This window comes from Aquamicrobium segne, from assembly GCF_042656785.1.
GTDB classification, from domain to species: domain Bacteria; phylum Pseudomonadota; class Alphaproteobacteria; order Rhizobiales; family Rhizobiaceae; genus Mesorhizobium; species Mesorhizobium segne.
Window position 1 is genome coordinate 85,629 of sequence record NZ_JBHSLL010000029.1, and the last position, 16,450, is coordinate 102,078.

Below are 16,450 nucleotides of genomic sequence, written 5' to 3' on the forward strand. Positions count from 1 at the left end.
AAGTACCGGGGCTTTTTATTGATCAGCTTCGCGGCTTGAGATTTTCAGGATCATAAAGCGGCTTGTAGCCAACTGCCGCAATCTCGACTGGATAGGTTTCGCCCATATATTCCACCGCCAGCTTGCGCCCTTCCTGACAATAGGACCAGGGCAGCCAGGCCAATGCGATATTCTTGCCGATCGTCGGCCCATAGGCCACCGAGGTCGTATAAGAGCGACGGCCCAACTCATCGACCGGCACCTCACCGGTTGCCGGATCGACCACCGGCATGACACCGACCGGATAGCGGGCAATGCCATTGGCATCGACATTTTCGGTCATCACCAGCGTGCACAGCATGGCAATCTGATGCTCACGCGCCCTGTATTCCAGATGTTTTTCCTTGCCGCAAAAATCAGCCTCTTTCACCTTCGGGCGGGCAAGGTCAGCCTCCAGCAGATTATATTCGGTCAGCAGATCGCCATTTTGCAGACGCAGGCTCTTTTCCATGCGCCGCGTATTGGCGTAAGTCTCGACACCGACAGCAATCACCCCGGTAGCGCGCAGCGCATCCCAAACCGCCAGCCCGTCCTCATAAGCCATATGCAGCTCCCAGCCCTGTTCACCGACATAGGAAATGCGGAACGCCGTGACAGTCTTGCCCGCAATACGGATCGGCTTGATGGCGGCAAAGGGGAAATTTTCCAGTGAAAGCCCATCAGGATCTTCCACCACCTTTTGCAAGGTGGTGCGCGCATTCGGCCCCCATATGCCAAGGGTGATGTATTTTTCTGTCACATCCGTAATGGTGACATCAAAGCCCTTATCCTGCGCCACCCGCTTCATATAGGTAAAGTCGCGCGGGCCGGCATCCGCACCATCGACAACACGGCAGCGGTCACCCATGCGGAAAACCGTCAGATCAGCGCGCACCATGCCTTGCGCGTCGAGGAAGTGGGTATAAATGCCCTTGCCAATATTGGCGTCACCGCCGATTCTGGCCGCACACAGCCATTCCATCAGCGCAACATGATCGGGGCCTTCCACATCATACATGGCAAAATGCGACAGGTTGATAATGCCGCAATCATCGCTCATGGCCAGATGTTCGGCATTGGACACACGCCAGAAATGGCGGTTGTCCCATTCGCTTTGACGCACCGGAACCCGATCGCCATATTTTTCAAGCAGATGTTCATTGGCCGCATAGCCATGGGCGCGTTCCCAGCCGCCCAGTTCCATGAAATAGCCGCCAAGCTCTTTCTCACGCTCATAAAAAGGCGAGCGGCGGATATTGCGGCCACCGGAAAACGGCTCACGCGGATGGACAGCCGGATTATACACTTTCCGGGCCGTCTCAGCACAGCGCTCGACAATATATTGATCTTCAAACTGGAACGGCTGGAAGCGGGCATAATCAATGCGGTTATGATCTACGCTGGTGCGCCCATCCGTCATCCAGTCAGCAATCAGCTTGCCCATGCCCGGACCATCCTTGACCCAGATGCCGACCGCATACCACAGCCCCCGCACCTTCTGGCTTTCCCCCATGGAAGGGCCGCCATCGGTGGTGACCTGCAACAGACCGTTGAAGGAATGGCTTTCATTATAGCCAAGCTCGCCAAGGATCGGCGTCAGTTCCATGGCCCGTTCGAGCGGCGCCAGAATCTGGTCCATTTCAAGGTCGCGCTGCGAAGGCGAAAGCCGCGCCTCCTCCTTTTCCAGCAGGTCGCGCGGATGCACCAGACGCGGCTCGGTCTCTTCGTAATAGCCCCATTCGATCTGGCCGCCTTCAGCGGTTTTGGGATCCCCCGTATCGCGCATATAGGCCGAGTTGCCCTGATCGCGCAGCAGCGGCCAGCCGATCTCCTTGCCCGTGCCGGCAAATTCATTATAGGGACCAAAAAAGGTCAGCGGATGGTCAATCGGCATGACCGGCAGGTCTTCGCCTGCCATTTCGGCAATCAGCCGCCCCCACAGGCCCGCACACACCACCACATGATCGGCCATGATCGTGCCGCGATCCGTCACCACGCCCTTGATGCGGCCATCTTCAATCACCAGCGAACGTGCGGATGTATTGGCAAAAGCCCGTAATTTGCCGCTGGCCTCACCCTGATCGACCAGTTTGCCAGCCACCGTTTGCGAGCGCGGAATGACCAGCCCGGCGTCAGGGTCCCAAAGTCCGCCCTGCACCAGTGATTCTTCGATCAGCGGGAATTTTTCCTTGATCTCGGCCGGTTCAATCAGCCGTGCGCGGGTGCCGAACGCCCTGCCCGACATGACCTTGCGGCGGATTTCCTCCATGCGTGTATCATCGCCCACACGGGCAATTTCAAGACCGCCCACACGCGCGTAATGGCCCATTTTGTCAAAGAAATCGATGGAATAAAGCGTTGTCGAGCAGGTCAGATTGTCATGGCTGGTCGCATAGCAAAAATCCGAGGCATGGGCAGTCGAGCCAATATCGGTGGGAATCCCTGACTTGTCGATGCCCACAATATCATCCCATCCGCGCTCGATGAGATGGTGGGCAACAGATGCTCCCACAATACCACCAAGGCCGATAATCACGACCTTTGCTTGTTTCGGAAACCCTGTCATTCCTCGCCTCTCCAATCCTGCTGTTGTGGCAGGACTATAAGCCAGACAACGGCAATTGCGCACCCTGTTTGCGACACGCGCAAGCCCGCTGCGCGACGTATTTTGCGCAAGCCACACAGCCCTGAAATCCCGATGGTTTTAGGGTCCAGACCCTATCTCCTGCCTGTACCTCAATATTGCCATTGAAGCAGGCAAAAATCATGCGGGATCGGGTTTTGAGGGTCGGCGCGGCCTTTTCCGGGCCTTTGCAGCCTGCTCGGCCTCAAGCCGCTGCCGCTCAGCAAATTCTGCTTCGGTTTTATCGTCATCCAATGGCCATGGCGCCTGTTGCGGCAGTTGGTAGTAAGTGCGCGGCAAGGAGGGGATTTCAATCCCCTCACGCTCAAAAGCCTCCAATATGGCAAAGCGAATATCGTTTTGCACACCGCTGCTGTTGGTAATATCGGCAAGGAAGAAGCGCACCTCAAATTCAAGTGCCAATGAGCCGAAATTCACCAATTGCACATAAGGCTCAGGATTTTTAAGCACAAAGGCATGGCCGCGAACGATCTCGGTCAAAATTTCACGGGCGCGCCGTGCATTACTGCCATAGGCAATTCCCACCTTGATCTCCACCCGGCCCAGCCTGTTGCGATGGGTCCAGTTGCCAACAGCACTGTTGATGAGGTTGGAATTGGGCAAGATCACAGTCTGGCGCTGAAAAGTCTCGATTTCGGTGGCGCGCACACTAATCTTGCGCACGGTGCCACTGATATCGCCTGCAACGATCCAGTCTCCCACCTTGAAAGGGCGCTCAACCAGTAAAATCAGGCCGGAAACAAAATTTGAGACAACATTTTGCAGGCCAAAGCCGATGCCAAGCGAAAGCGCCCCGGCAATCAGCGCCAGACTGGAAAGATTGATACCGGCAGCAGAAATACCAACCACAGCCGCCAGCACAATACCGGCATAGCCAACGCCCAGCCGGATGGAATTGCGCACCCCATCATCGACCTTGCCGCGCGCCATGACCGACCCGTCAAGCCAGTTCTGAAGCCAGCGGGTGAAAAAATAGCCAAGACCAAAAACAATCAGGCCGCTCAAGATTCCAAACAGGGAAATCGTCACGGAACCAATGCTGAAGCCTGTGGCCAGCCTCCAGGCCCAGGCCTGAATATCTTCTGGCTGGAACCCCCACATAAACAGGGCCATCGGCAAAAATACGAGTAAAACCAAAATTTTAAGGAGAATGCTTACAGCAAGACCGATCTGGTCCATTGAGGTTTCTTGCATATATCCTCGTAAAACCATCCAGCGGCCAAGCCCGGTTTGACCAAATCCGCCTTCAGCGCCAATCGCGCTTGCACATAGGAATCCGATATAGGCCGTGATGAAAATGGCGCTGGTCATCACCATCTGCAAGGAAACAAAAATGGCAAAGCCGATATAACCGGACAGGGCTGCAACAATGGTCAGCGCCCCGACGCTGAACAGAAAATAGCGCAGCCAGACAGGCCATGGTCGCCTGCCGCCATCCTGATTGCGAAATGGTTTGACCAATCCGATCAGGATCAAAATGACGCCCACAATCAGCGCGGCTACAAAGCTGCGCGCAACGGTAAGAGAAAGCGGCGATGACATCTGAATGGCCACCTGCCCCAGAAAACCGTTCAGCCCCACGGCAATCGCCATGGCTGTCACCAACAGCACCAGCCAGCGCGCAGGCCGCGTTTCCACTGAAACAAGCCGCCATTGCGTCAGCCGGGGCGACAGAGCGGCCGTCACCAGCCGGTTGACCAGAAAAACGCCCACCACCATCAGCATCGCTGCGCGCAGATAAAGCTCGATATCGCCGCTCAATAGTTGATTGGAATGATAAAAGAACCAGCTTGCTGCGAAAAATACCGAAAGCGTGGCAACCGGCAACAAGGTTGACCAGAACGCCACTGAAAGCCGGGTCAGATAAGGTGGAGCCTGTGTTTCAGGATTTGCCCTGACCAGAGAGCCAGCAAGCCGGCGACTGCCAAACAGCAAGACAAGGGCGGCGCCAAGCGCCATCAATGTGGCTTCCACCATGGCATTGAATTTGAATTTATAGGAAAAAGTCACCCAAGAAGAAACAGCAGCGCTAAATCTTGTAAATTCCCGGCTGGCGTCAGATGCGCTTTTGGTGCTGAAAATATCAACCAGCGGGTAACGCCGCATCAAGGTGTCGCGAAACAGATCATGGCGGATCATGGCGATCTGGCCGATCAGTTCATGAGCGCGCGCCGACACGGTCTGTGTCGTTGCAATCACCGCATTGATGTCATTTTTTTCAGCAACAAGCTCCTGCCGCTCATCCTGAAATGCAGGCGTTTCAGGTGGCTGCCCCTCAACAGGGGGCGCGCCCAATTGCTCAAGACGGCTATTGATTGCCTCCTGCCTTGTCTTGAACGGCAAGGCGTCTTGCGAGGCTTGCGCAGAGATTTTTTCAAGTTTCAGCCGAACACGCACCAGAGAGGCATCATGATCGCTATGGGCGGCAATATCCTTTTCCAGTTCATCAAGCGTTGAATCAAGCTCCTGCAACACTTGCAACTGCTCTGCCACCTGTCCTGCCGTTTTGGCAAAAGCCCTGTCTTGTGCAACGACACACAGACTGCATATCAGCACGGTCAACAGCAGGAAAAAACGAAAACCTCTTTGCATGAGCATGATCAGGTCTTGACTTTGTTGGTACATTCACGACGACCATTTCTTCAGTGACCCCGCACACAGCCAGTGATAAAGAGGCATTGCGCAACCGGCAAGATCGAATGAGGACACCGCACACAGTGGCACATGAACGAAAAATCTGGTGGGGCGATTTCAAAACATCCGATTTTGCCCATATCAACCCGGAAGAAACAATTGCAGTCCTGCCGGTTGCAGCCATCGAACAGCATGGGCCGCATCTGCCGCTATCGACCGATACAGACATTATGAGCGGAATGCTGGCCACCGCTATCCCGATGGTCGACCATGATCTTGATCTGCGTATTTTGCCCATACAAAGCGTTGGAAAGTCCGATGAGCATCTCTATGCACCGGGAACACTTACACTTTCCGCCACCAATCTCATTGAGGCATGGAGTGAGCTTGGCGCTTCCATTGCGCGTGCAGGGGTGCGCAAACTGATCCTCCTCACCTCACATGGCGGCAATGAGGAGGTGATGGGCATTGTCGCCCGCAATCTGCGTGTTGAATTTGCCATGATGGCGGTGCGCACCAGTTGGGAGCGTTTTGGAAACCCGCAAGGGCTGTTTTGTCCGCATGAAGAAAAGCGCGGCATTCATGGCGGTGATATTGAAACCTCGCTGATGCTGCATTTTCAGCCCACTCTGGTCAATATGGGCCTTGCTCAAAATTTTTTCTCCCGCGCCGACGAGGCTGAGCAACAATTCAAATTGCTCAACGCACAAAGCCCACATGGCTTTGCGTGGATTGCCAGTGATCTCAACAGGCATGGGGTGGTGGGCAACGCCGCAGCCGCCAGTGCCGAAAAAGGCCGCCTGACAGCACAGCATCGGGCACAAGGATTTGTCATCCTGCTCAAGGATTTGCATCAGGCGCAGCTTACAGACTGGGTGAGTTAAACCATTATTTTAGAGCATCGGACCAAAAAGTGGAATCGGTTTTTGGATAATTCCGATGCTCATTCAAAGAGTTAGAGCGTCCTTTGTGCGTCCGACAGGACGCACGGCGCTCTAATCGAACGGGTCGAGCCGAAAAGGCTCTCCTTCAAACGCTTCTGCACCGCGCCCGATATTTTTGATCGCCGCAACCATGCGCCCGCGCCGCTCCAGCAAGCTGTCGGCTACCTCTATCAGGCGCGGATTGGGCGTGGCAGATGGCGATAACCAGCGCAGCATGGCGGCAAGCTCTGCCTCATCGCGGGCCGGATTAAGCACAGAGGCCACGATATAGGCTGCCGCAGTTGAACGGCTGATGCCTGCATAGCAATGAATGACCATCGGGCGCGCCCTGTCCCATTCCCGCGCAAAATCCATGAGCGCGCGCACATGGGCCTCACCGGGGGTGGTTAAACCATCACGCAGTTCGGCAATATCGTTCATGCGCAGGTAAAGATGGTCCTGCTTCCTGATCGAAGCGGGCCGCACCATATCCGTACCCGCTGACAGCAACGTCACCAGCCGCCCGGCCCCGGTTTTTAAAACCGTTTTCTCCAATTTGGAAAGCGGGCAGACATAAAGCATTGCGTGTCCTTAAACTATGCGGTCCTGACACTGTGATCGAAATGCTGAGTTTATCCCCAGAAGCTCTTTTCTGCAAATAATCAGAACAATGGCAGCCAACCCCAAAAGCAGCTAGAAATAGAACCGATCCCGGTCAAGCCTCACCCCTTTCTGGAACCTTAATGTCAGCCCTGCTTGCTTTTACCTCCCTGCTTGTTGAGCGCATTTTCGGCTATCCGGACTGGCTTTTTCGTATCCTCGGCCATCCCGTAACATGGATTGGCAGGCTCATTTCCCTGCTTGATAGGCATCTTAACCGCCCCTCTTTTTCTGCTGCGGCAAGACGGGCAAATGGCGTGCTGGCGCTCATCTTGATCGTGCTTGTTCCAGCAGGCATTGCCCTTGGTGTCCAAACCCTGCTCGGGGCTGATGTGCCCGGCTTTATTCTGACCGCTCTTCTTGCCTCTTTTCTGCTGGCCCAGCGCAGTCTCCACCAGCATGTCGAGGCAGTTGCCACAGCGCTGGAAAGCGGCGGGTTGCAAGCCGGCCGCAAGGCTGTTTCCATGATTGTCGGGCGTGATCCTGAACAGCTTGATGAAGCGGCTGTCTGCCGTGCCGCCATTGAAAGCCTTGCCGAAAATTTTGCCGATGGCATCGTTGCTCCCGCATTCTGGCTCGGGCTGGGCGGTCTGGCCGGTGGGGTTGCCTACAAGGCCGCCAACACTGCTGATTCCATGATCGGCCACCGCACTTTGCGCCATGAAAATTTCGGCTGGGCCGCTGCGCGGTTTGATGATCTTGTCAATCTGCCTGCATCCCGCCTTGCCGGTCTGCTGCTTGTGGGGGCTGCCTTTTTGATGCCGCAAGCCAACCCCCGCGCCAGTTGGCGCACCATCCGGCACGATGCAAAAAAGCACCGTTCACCCAATGCCGGCTGGCCGGAATCTGCCATGGCCGGGGCCTTGGGGCTGGCGCTTGCCGGTCCACGCATATATGGCGGCGTACAGGTTGAAGACGCCTTCATCGGTGAAGGTGGCCGCCGTGATCTCAACGCCCACGACATCCGGTGCGCCCTGCGCCTTTATCGACTGGCCGATATGCTGCTGATCGGGTTGTTTGGTCTGGTAGCTGCAATCTTATGGCTGGCGAGATGAGGCCAGCTACTTATTTCACCTTCATCGGCAGGCCCGCCACCATAAAAAGAACCGTATCAGCAACTAAAGCCACCTTCTGGTTCAGCCATCCAGCCTCATCCCGAAACTGGCGGGCAAATGCATTGTCAGGCACAATGCCTTGGCCCACCTCATTGGAAACCACAAACCATGGGCCGCGCGGTCTGGCCAGCACATCAACAAGCCTTGCACATTCAGCCTCCAGATCATGCCCGGCCAGCAAATGATTGCTCAACCACAAGGTCAGGCAATCCACCAGAACCGGCTGCCCCTGTGGCTGTGCGGCCAATATGCCTGCCAGATCAAGTGGCGCCTCCAATGTCTGCCAGCCTTTTGCGCGCCGGGCACGGTGCAGGGCAATCCGCTCACGCATTTCCTCGTCAAAAGCTTCAGCCGTGGCGATATAATTCCATGGGGCGGGCAGCATGGTGACCAGTTCTTCCCCATGACGGCTTTTGCCAGAACGCGCCCCGCCGATAATGAATGTCAGACCACTCATATGGCACCCTTACATTGACCTTGGCACATAACGCCAACTGACCACGGCACAAACCACCATCAGCAGACCCAGCGTCACGAACACCGACCCGACGCCGAAAAACACTAAAATGATCGAATAAACCAGCGGCGGCGCCAGTTCGGCAAAATCAAGATAGGTCCGGTAAACCGCCGCCATTTGTGAACGTTCATAAGACCGGACGGAACGCATGAAAACAATGGAACCCAGCGTATCAAGTGCAATAGTGAAAAACGCACCACACAATAAAAATGCACCGGTGATCAAGGGCGCGGTTGTGCTGACCCAGCCTGCTGCAAACAGGATGAGCCCCATGGCCGCAAAAGCAAAACCAATAACCTGCCGCGCCCCATAGCGTTTTCCGGCTTTTCCCCAGAAAATAGCGGTAAACAAAAGAATGTTGCCGGCAGAAACCAGCAAACCCCCGGCAAGTTCCCCCTCACCAGCAATAACCATGAACAGCGGGCCATAGACAAAAAATGTGGTCCAGTAACAGGAGCGGCCGAAGGCAATCAGCCATGCCAGCCGCAAACGCGGCTGGGCAATGAAACGGCCAATACTGCTGACTGGATTGAGCGCACGGTTTTTACCGGCAACAATCATCTCATTGTCGCTCAGGCGGTAATACCAGAACATCGCCAGCAAAATGAACACAAGAACCGCCACCGCACCATGGGCAGCGTAAATGCCATAATGCGTATAGAGCAAAATTCCGAGCGTTGGTCCTCCCGTCCAGGCAAAGGTGGACCAGGCCATGCGCAATGATTCGGTACGGATAAACTCCGTCTTGCGAATATGGTCCATGATGTAAAGGTTCAGCGTAATCGACAACGCGCTTGAACCCACGACACGAAACAACATGCCAAGCGCTTGTCCCGCCAGCGTATCGACAATGAAAAACAATGAGCCAAGGGCCAGAAAGAGCGCGCCAGCCGTGTAAACCCAGCGTCTGGCAAACCTGCGGATCAACACCGGCATGAACAGGGTTGCCGAAAGGCCGAGCAGCGACACCAGCGTATAGAGAACAGAAACCGCCTGCTCGCTTTGCAATATCTCATAGGCTTGAATGGGAATGACGCTGGCGACCATCGCCCGGGCAAAGGATTCCATTGTATAAAGCGACGCGAAAGTGCGCGCACCTGCCGGACGAACCTGCCGCAGCCAGATAGGGTGGCGCACATGCAAGGCCATGAATTCCTCCGCCGAACAAATCCTCCCGCCATAGCTGGCGATTTCCATATGTAGCGTTTATGGCCTGGTTTGGTGATGGAGAAACCGACCTGTAAAGGCGGAAACACGAGAGTGTCCAAAGACTTTTCGGCTCTGGCCCAACCCGTTGCCATTTTATTTGCACGACAGGCATCAAACAGCCATGCTGAAACTCACCCTGAAGGCAAGCCGCAGCACACAAGACGAATCAGACATAGTCCACCCCAGCCTGTTTTTGCCGCCACATTGGGAGCCTTGATGCAACCAGCCATACAATTATCGCGCCGCATTGAATGGATTGATGCCATACGCGGCATCGCGCTGCTGGCCATGGTGAGCTATCATTTCACCTGGGATCTGGAATTTTTTAACTATGTAACCCCCGGCCTGACCGCATTCGGCGGCTGGAAGATTTACGCACGCTGTATTGCGTCCAGCTTTTTGTTCCTTGTCGGTGTCAGCCTCGTGCTTGCCCATGGTAATGGCATACGCTGGCAGGGCTTTGGCAAGCGACTGGCCATGATTGTGGCTGCCGCAAGCGCCATCACCCTCGCAACATGGTTTGCTACGCCTCACTCTTTCATCTTCTTTGGCATATTGCATCATATTGCGCTGGCCAGTGTGCTGGGCCTTGCCTTTCTGCGCTTTCGGGCATGGGCACTGGTGCTTGCCGCCCTTGTGGTGGCAGGCGCCCCCCATTATCTGCGCCAGCCCCTGTTTGACCACCCGGCTTTATGGTGGGTCGGTCTTTCACTTATGCCTCCACGCTCCAATGATTATGTTCCGTTGTTTCCGTGGTTTGCCGCTGTTTTAGCCGGAATGGCAGCCACCCGGTTTGCGCAAAGCTTTGGCCTGCTGGCTCGCCTTGGTGGCAAGTTTACCCGGATGCCGGGGCGGCTGCTGGTAAAAATCGGGCAGCACAGCCTGGCCTTTTATCTTCTGCACCAGCCAGTACTGATTGCCGGCCTGTGGCTGTTTGCCCTGATCTGGCCCGCCCCTGCACCCGACCCCGCAACCGGCTTTGCCCACGCCTGTGAGCATTCCTGCCTTGAAAGCCGGGATCAGATTTTTTGCACCACCTATTGCACCTGCATGTTCAACGCCCTGCAAGATGAGGGCGCACTCGACAATGTGATGCGCGGCGCGCAAACTGCCAGACAATCCAGCCGCCTTGGGGAACTGGCATCCATCTGCACGCTGGAAACGGATATGAAAGTGATGGGAGAAGAAGAATGAAGGATATTCCGGCGTGGCGCAAAATTCCCTGGCCACCGCTGCTTTATCTTATAGCCATCGCCGTCAGTATCCTGGCTGGCCTGTTTATGCCCCTGCCACGCCTTACGGGTCCATTTGCCAATATACTTTATGCCATTGGATGGCTGCTGGTTTTTGCTGCTGCGGCCCTCTGGATTTCATCATTTCGGGCCATGCGGCGCGCCCAAACAACACTCAACCCTTTCGGAGAACCAAGTCGTCTGCTGACCAGCGGGCCGTTTTCCATCACCCGTAACCCCATCTATCTGGGCAATACATGGCTGCTGTTCGGCATCGGCTTCATCTCAGGCAATTGGTGGTTTTTACCACTGGCGCTGATTGCTGCCGCACTCACACAAAAACTCGTCATCGAGTTTGAGGAAAAGGTTTTAGGCCTGAAATTTGGCCGCAAATATCGCGATTATTCAAAAAAGGTGCGTCGCTGGATTTGAATGATCGCAACACGCTTTAGTCGCATTTGTACGACGCCAGATGTGGCCATCTGGCTGCAAAATGCTGGTATCAGGTGGTGACACCAAGTTCAGCCATGCGCTCGACACAGGCCTCTTCTGCCCGGTCCAGTTCCGCCAGCATATCCTCCAGATCGCGGCGTTTCTGGCGCAATTGTTCACGCTTTTCTTCAACATGCCGGATCATCTGCTGAAGCTGGCCAATCTCCGCCGGTGGCCCCTTGTATATTTCGATGATCTGGCGAATCTCGCTGATCGAAAACCCCAGCCGCTTGCCACGCAAGATCTGGCGAATGAGATGACGATCGGAGGGCCGAAACAGCCGGGTTCGTCCGCGCCGATGAGGCTGGATCAACCCCTCATCCTCGTAAAATCGCAAGGTACGGGTGGAAACTCCGAATTCCCGCGTCAGTTCAGTAATGGTGTAATATTCCAGCATCGGCATTCTGTAACCGCACGACCTTCCTGACCGGTTCACATAAGATAGAAGAACCCATATGGCGCTTACGTAAAAGTCAATTTTGTTCTAAATTCTTGTTTCAGCCAAAACTGAACCAGAGCGAGGCCAGTCCCAGAAAGGCAAAAAAGCCGACCACATCGGTAACAGCGGTCACAAAAACGGCGGAGGCAACCGCCGGGTCAACCCCATAGCGGTCAAGCACCAGCGGAATGAGAATGCCCGCCAATGCCGCCACAAACATATTGATGATCATGGCGGTGGCAATAATAATGCCTAAATGGAAATCGGCAAACCATGTCGCAGCGACAATGCCGATCAACACGGCAAAGATGATGCCATTGATGAAGCCGACACCCATTTCACGCCGGATAATACGCCACGCATTGTAAATATCGAGATCTCTGGTGGCTAGCGCACGCACTGTCACCGTCATGGTTTGCGAAGCCGCATTGCCGCCCATGCCCGCCACAATCGGCATCAAGACGGCCAGCGCCACCACCCGCTCAATCGTCTGGTCAAAAAGCCCGATAACGGAAGCGGCCAGAAAAGCGGTAAACAGATTGACCAGCAGCCACGGCACACGCGAGCGCGAAGCAGCCAATATGTTGTCAGACAGTTCTTCATCACCAACGCCGCCAAGACGCAAAAGGTCTTCTTCAGCCTCTTGCTGGATGACATCGACCACATCGTCAATGGTCAAAACACCGACCAGCCGCTCATCCTCATCGACGACAGCCGCCGATAAAAGGTCATATTGCTCAAATTCACGCGCCGCCTCTTCCTGATCCATCGTCGCTGGGATGGCATGGCGGGTTTCATGCATGATATCTTCGACCTTCACCATGCGCCGGGTGCGCAAAATCTGGTCGAGATGAACGGCCCCCAGCAGCTTGAACGTGGCGTCGATGACAAAAATCTGGCTGAAACTATCAGGCAGGTCCTGATCTTCGCGCATATAGTCGATGGTCTGGCCGACCGTCCAGAATGGCGGCACCGCAATAAATTCGGTCTGCATACGCCGACCGGCACTTTCTTCCGGATAGTCCAGTGACCGCCGCAGCCTGATCCGTTCCGTAAACGGAAGCTGCGCCAGAATCTCATCCTGATCTTCCTGGTCCAGATCTTCCAGAATATAGACCGCATCGTCAGAATCGAGTTCCTGAACGGCCTGTGCAATCTGCGCATTGGGAAGATTTTCAACAATGGCGAGGCGGATCGCCTCATCCACTTCCGTCAGCGCCGAGAAGTCGAAATCAGCCCCCAGCAATTCAACCAGCAAACGACGCTGATCAGGCTGCAAGGCTTCCAGAAGGTCGCCAATCTCGGACTCATGCAGGGAAGCGACATCCCGCTTGAGGGTTAGCGTGTCATTATCTGCAACCGCCGCACCGATATGGGCAAGAAACGATGCACGGATAATGCCGTCATCATCATAGATGTCGCTATGTGTCGCATTTTGCGACAGCCCGGCAATTTGTTCACTCTCACCTTGCAAGGCTGCCTCACGCGACTTGAAGTTACAGACCGGCTTCTCCGTAACGCACTTCGAGACAAACTAACAAGACCGGAAAAGAAGTTTTTTAAAAATCCAGACAGGCAAACAAGCCCTTAAAGCCTTTTGAAAACAAATGATTGCAGAATTTTCTCGATTCAAAAGGCAAGCAAGTTGATTCAAAATCTAACATGCTCACCTGTTTGAAAGGCGGCAGTTTTTCTGAGCAACAAGTTCTAGAACCAGTTCAGCCGCCATCTCACCGGCAGGCAGTTGTGTCGCCATCCGGCGGCGCACCTCGTCAAAACCACTCTTTTGCCAGTCCCGCATTGCACCTGCCATGAACAGGGCTTCAAGCTGGCGCACCAACATTTGCGGGCGCACAAGATGATCATAAAATTCCGGCACAATCGCCCGGTCAGCAATCAGATTTGGCAAAGACCCGGACCAGACTTTCAAAAGAAGATGCGCAAGCGGTTTGACAACAGGATCAAGCCTGTAACACGAGACCATCGGCACCCCCGACAGGGCCAGTTCCAGCGAAACGGTTCCCGATGCAATCAAGGCAGCATCCGCCCGACCAAAAGCCTGCCATTTTTCATCCTGCGTGATGGTAATTTCCGGCTTCTGCCGCCAGTTGGAAACCATTTTCTCCACGATGGGAGCGACATGTGGAACTGTCGGCAACATAAGACGCAAATTATGACCACGCGCATGAAGCTCATTGACCGTCTGGCCAAAGGGTTCAAGCAGGCGGCCCACTTCACTGCGCCGGGAACCGGGCAATAAAAGCAGTGTTTTGGTGCGCTCTGGCGCCAGGTCCCGCGGCCTGTTTTGTGCAGCGAAGGCGCTTGCAACACCTAAATCCTGTGTCAGCCGGTGCCCGACATAGGTTCCGGGGGGGCCGCCAAGCCGTTCCAGTTCCCCCGCTTCAAAGGGCAGGATACACAGAATACGATCGACATAAGGCCGCATGGCGGCTGCCCTGCCCTGCCGCCATGCCCACACGCTTGGGCAGACATAGTGGATTATGGGAATGGAAGGTGTTACTGCCCGCACTTTTTTGGCAACCCGCAGGGAAAAATCAGGTGTGTCGATGGTGATCAGACAATCCGGCTTGGCCTGCGAAATTGCCTTGGCCGTCTGGCCGATACGGCGCAAAAGACGCGGCAGATCACGCAAAATGGCGCTGATTCCCATCAGCGCCACTTCATTTGCATCAAAAAGAGATTTTAGCCCCAGCGCTTCCAGATGCCGCCCGCCAACGCCAACCAGCTCAATCTTGCGCCCTGCCTGCTGCTCCAGCGCGCGAATGAGATCAGCGCCCAGCAGATCACCGGATTCTTCTCCGGCCACAATGGCGATGCGCAAAGGCTGTTCACTGCCCATGCTCCACCTCCCCCGGCGGCAAGCCGATAACAAACAGGCCCAGCGCATCGGCCCGGGCAATCATTTCAGGCCCGTTCAGCACTAGCGAGCCTCCCGCTTCGACGGCAATACCGGCAAGGCCGGCGGCATGAGCCGCGTCAATGGTGCGCGGTCCGATCGAGGGCAGATCCGTGCGCAATTCCTGGCCGGGTTTTGAGCATTTGACCAGAACTCCACGCCGCTTTCCGGCAAGGCGGCCATGATCGCGCAAATCCTTCACACGCACCAGCATGGCATCGGTGCCTTCTATGCCTTCCAGCGCGATGGCGCGCCCGCCAATGGCCACCGCCCCTTGCCCGATATCGAGCGCACCAATGGCTTCAGCAGCAATGCGCCCTGCCTCAATGTCGGGCCAATCGGCCTTTTGTGGTGCAATTTTTCCATACTGACCTTGCATTGCCAGAAGATCAGGCACGATCTGATGCGCACCCACCACCTTGAAACCATTGTCCTCCAGCCATGTCACGACAAAGCGCAGCAAGCCATCATCACCGCTGGATAGTGCACGTAAAAGTGCTGGCACATATCGCAACATGCCAAATCCGGGCCGCATGGCAGCAAGACGCGGCCGCCGCTTGATTTCACCTGCCATCACCACATGGGTGATGTTTTGGCGGCGCAAGCGCCCGACAAGCGAAGGCGCATCTTCCAGCACCATCACCTCATGATCATAGTCCTCAAGACCGGAATCAGGATCAGTCTCGCCCTCAACCATCAAAATGTAAGGAGGGCTTGCCTGTTTTTTCAGGCTTTGCGCAATCGTGCCCGGCAAAGCTCCACCACCGGCAATGATGCCAACCCGGCTATCAGCCCCATGGACAAGGCCCGATGACGTCTCAGTCCTCGGCATCGCTATCACTGGCGCCGCTTTTCAGCGGCGGCACCGTATATTGGCGCTTGCCCCGATGGTCGATGAAATCAACAATTTTCATCGCCATTGCCGAAAAGGCAAACTCGGCCTTGGCAATTTCAACATTTTCCGCCACCGGCCGGGCAGGATCAAACAGGGTACGATAGCAGCGGCGCAAAAGATGAATTTCCGCACGCTCCAGTCCCGAACGCTTGAGACCGATAATGTTCAGGCCGCGCAGCTTGGCGCGATTGCCTGCTGCAATGGCAAAAGGAATAATGTCACCCACCACGGCCGAGCAGCCGCCAATAAAGGCATTATCCCCCACCCGCACAAACTGGTGCACGGCCGTCAGGCCGCCAATATTGACATTGTTGCCAATCTCGCAATGGCCGCCCAGTGTTGCCCCATTGGCAAATGTCACATTGGCACCCACCACACAGTCATGCGCAATATGGGCATAGGCAAGGAAATTTCCATTGGCGCCCACACGGGTTTCGCCATGGCTGGTATCTGTACCCGTATGCATGGTCACGCCTTCGCGGATCGTGCAATTGGGACCAATGATCAGCGTTGTGCGCCCCCCCTTATGCTTGGCATTTTGCGGCGCAGCCCCAAGCGTGGCCATCGGGAAAACTTTTGTGCCAGCCCCTATGGTCGTAGCCCCCAGCACCGACACATGGCTGACAAGTTCAACCCTGTCTTCGATTGTTGCATCCGCACCCACATAGCAAAAAGGGCCAATCTGCACACCCGTTCCAATCCGTGCGCCGCTTTCCACAACGGCGGACGGATGTATATATGTCTGATTTTCCATT

The 16,450-nt window shown here is 55.4% G+C and carries 14 protein-coding genes; 4 read left to right on the forward strand and 10 right to left on the reverse strand.

Annotated elements, in window-relative coordinates; genetic code table 11:
• Positions 1-22 precede the first annotated feature (22 nt).
• Positions 23-2,584 carry a GcvT family protein gene (locus tag ACFPLB_RS10680; RefSeq protein ID WP_378229419.1) on the reverse strand — a complete coding sequence of 854 codons (2,562 nt, stop codon included), beginning with the start codon at positions 2,582-2,584 and terminating at the stop codon, positions 23-25.
• A gap of 198 nt (positions 2,585-2,782) precedes the next feature.
• Complete coding sequence (locus tag ACFPLB_RS10685) at positions 2,783-5,260, reverse strand: mechanosensitive ion channel family protein (RefSeq protein ID WP_378229421.1); 2,478 nt, start codon at positions 5,258-5,260, stop codon at positions 2,783-2,785.
• A 101-nt stretch (positions 5,261-5,361) separates the two neighbouring features.
• On the opposite strand from ACFPLB_RS10685, the gene ACFPLB_RS10690 reads away from it, so the two are divergent.
• Positions 5,362-6,180: a creatininase family protein gene (locus tag ACFPLB_RS10690; protein ID WP_378229423.1), complete on the forward strand. Its 819-nt coding sequence runs from the start codon at positions 5,362-5,364 to the stop codon at positions 6,178-6,180.
• 111 nt (positions 6,181-6,291) lie between these two features.
• On the opposite strand, the gene ACFPLB_RS10695 is transcribed toward ACFPLB_RS10690, so the two are convergent.
• Complete coding sequence (locus ACFPLB_RS10695; RefSeq protein WP_378229425.1) at positions 6,292-6,801, reverse strand: tyrosine phosphatase family protein; 510 nt, start codon at positions 6,799-6,801, stop codon at positions 6,292-6,294.
• 161 nt (positions 6,802-6,962) lie between these two features.
• Between ACFPLB_RS10695 and cbiB the strand changes: the two genes are divergently transcribed.
• The gene (gene cbiB / locus ACFPLB_RS10700; protein ID WP_378229427.1) at positions 6,963-7,934 is read left to right on the forward strand and encodes an adenosylcobinamide-phosphate synthase CbiB; all 972 of its coding nucleotides are present in this window, start codon (positions 6,963-6,965) and stop codon (positions 7,932-7,934) included.
• 10 nt (positions 7,935-7,944) lie between these two features.
• Here cbiB and cobU read toward each other — a convergent pair whose 3' ends face one another.
• Positions 7,945-8,451 carry a bifunctional adenosylcobinamide kinase/adenosylcobinamide-phosphate guanylyltransferase gene (gene cobU / locus ACFPLB_RS10705; RefSeq protein WP_378229429.1) on the reverse strand — a complete coding sequence of 169 codons (507 nt, stop codon included), beginning with the start codon at positions 8,449-8,451 and terminating at the stop codon, positions 7,945-7,947.
• Positions 8,452-8,460: 9 nt separating this feature from the next.
• Positions 8,461-9,660: an MFS transporter gene (locus ACFPLB_RS10710; protein ID WP_378229431.1), complete on the reverse strand. Its 1,200-nt coding sequence runs from the start codon at positions 9,658-9,660 to the stop codon at positions 8,461-8,463.
• 276 nt (positions 9,661-9,936) lie between these two features.
• On the opposite strand from ACFPLB_RS10710, the gene ACFPLB_RS10715 reads away from it, so the two are divergent.
• Positions 9,937-10,914, forward strand: a complete 978-nt coding sequence (locus ACFPLB_RS10715; protein WP_378229433.1) for a heparan-alpha-glucosaminide N-acetyltransferase — start codon at positions 9,937-9,939, stop codon at positions 10,912-10,914.
• On the forward strand, positions 10,911-11,384 hold the full coding sequence (locus tag ACFPLB_RS10720; protein WP_378229435.1) for a methyltransferase family protein: 474 nt from the start codon (positions 10,911-10,913) through the stop codon (positions 11,382-11,384). The genes ACFPLB_RS10715 and ACFPLB_RS10720 overlap by 4 nt, the downstream gene beginning before the upstream one ends.
• A gap of 70 nt (positions 11,385-11,454) precedes the next feature.
• Here ACFPLB_RS10720 and ACFPLB_RS10725 read toward each other — a convergent pair whose 3' ends face one another.
• The 5 genes from ACFPLB_RS10725 to lpxA form a co-directional block, all read right to left on the reverse strand.
• Positions 11,455-11,841 (reverse strand): MerR family transcriptional regulator, encoded by a 387-nt coding sequence (locus ACFPLB_RS10725; RefSeq protein WP_378229484.1) that lies wholly within the window; start codon positions 11,839-11,841, stop codon positions 11,455-11,457.
• Positions 11,842-11,941: 100 nt separating this feature from the next.
• Positions 11,942-13,357: a magnesium transporter gene (mgtE, locus tag ACFPLB_RS10730; RefSeq protein WP_378229437.1), complete on the reverse strand. Its 1,416-nt coding sequence runs from the start codon at positions 13,355-13,357 to the stop codon at positions 11,942-11,944.
• Positions 13,358-13,549: 192 nt separating this feature from the next.
• Entirely contained in the window at positions 13,550-14,743 is a 1,194-nt protein-coding gene (gene lpxB, locus ACFPLB_RS10735; RefSeq protein ID WP_378229439.1) for a lipid-A-disaccharide synthase, read from the reverse strand.
• Entirely contained in the window at positions 14,733-15,632 is a 900-nt protein-coding gene (locus tag ACFPLB_RS10740; RefSeq protein WP_378229441.1) for an LpxI family protein, read from the reverse strand. The genes lpxB and ACFPLB_RS10740 overlap by 11 nt, the downstream gene beginning before the upstream one ends.
• Complete coding sequence (lpxA, locus tag ACFPLB_RS10745; protein ID WP_378229443.1) at positions 15,619-16,449, reverse strand: acyl-ACP--UDP-N-acetylglucosamine O-acyltransferase; 831 nt, start codon at positions 16,447-16,449, stop codon at positions 15,619-15,621. Before lpxA ends, ACFPLB_RS10740 begins: the two co-directional genes overlap by 14 nt.
• Position 16,450: the final 1 nt, after the last annotated feature.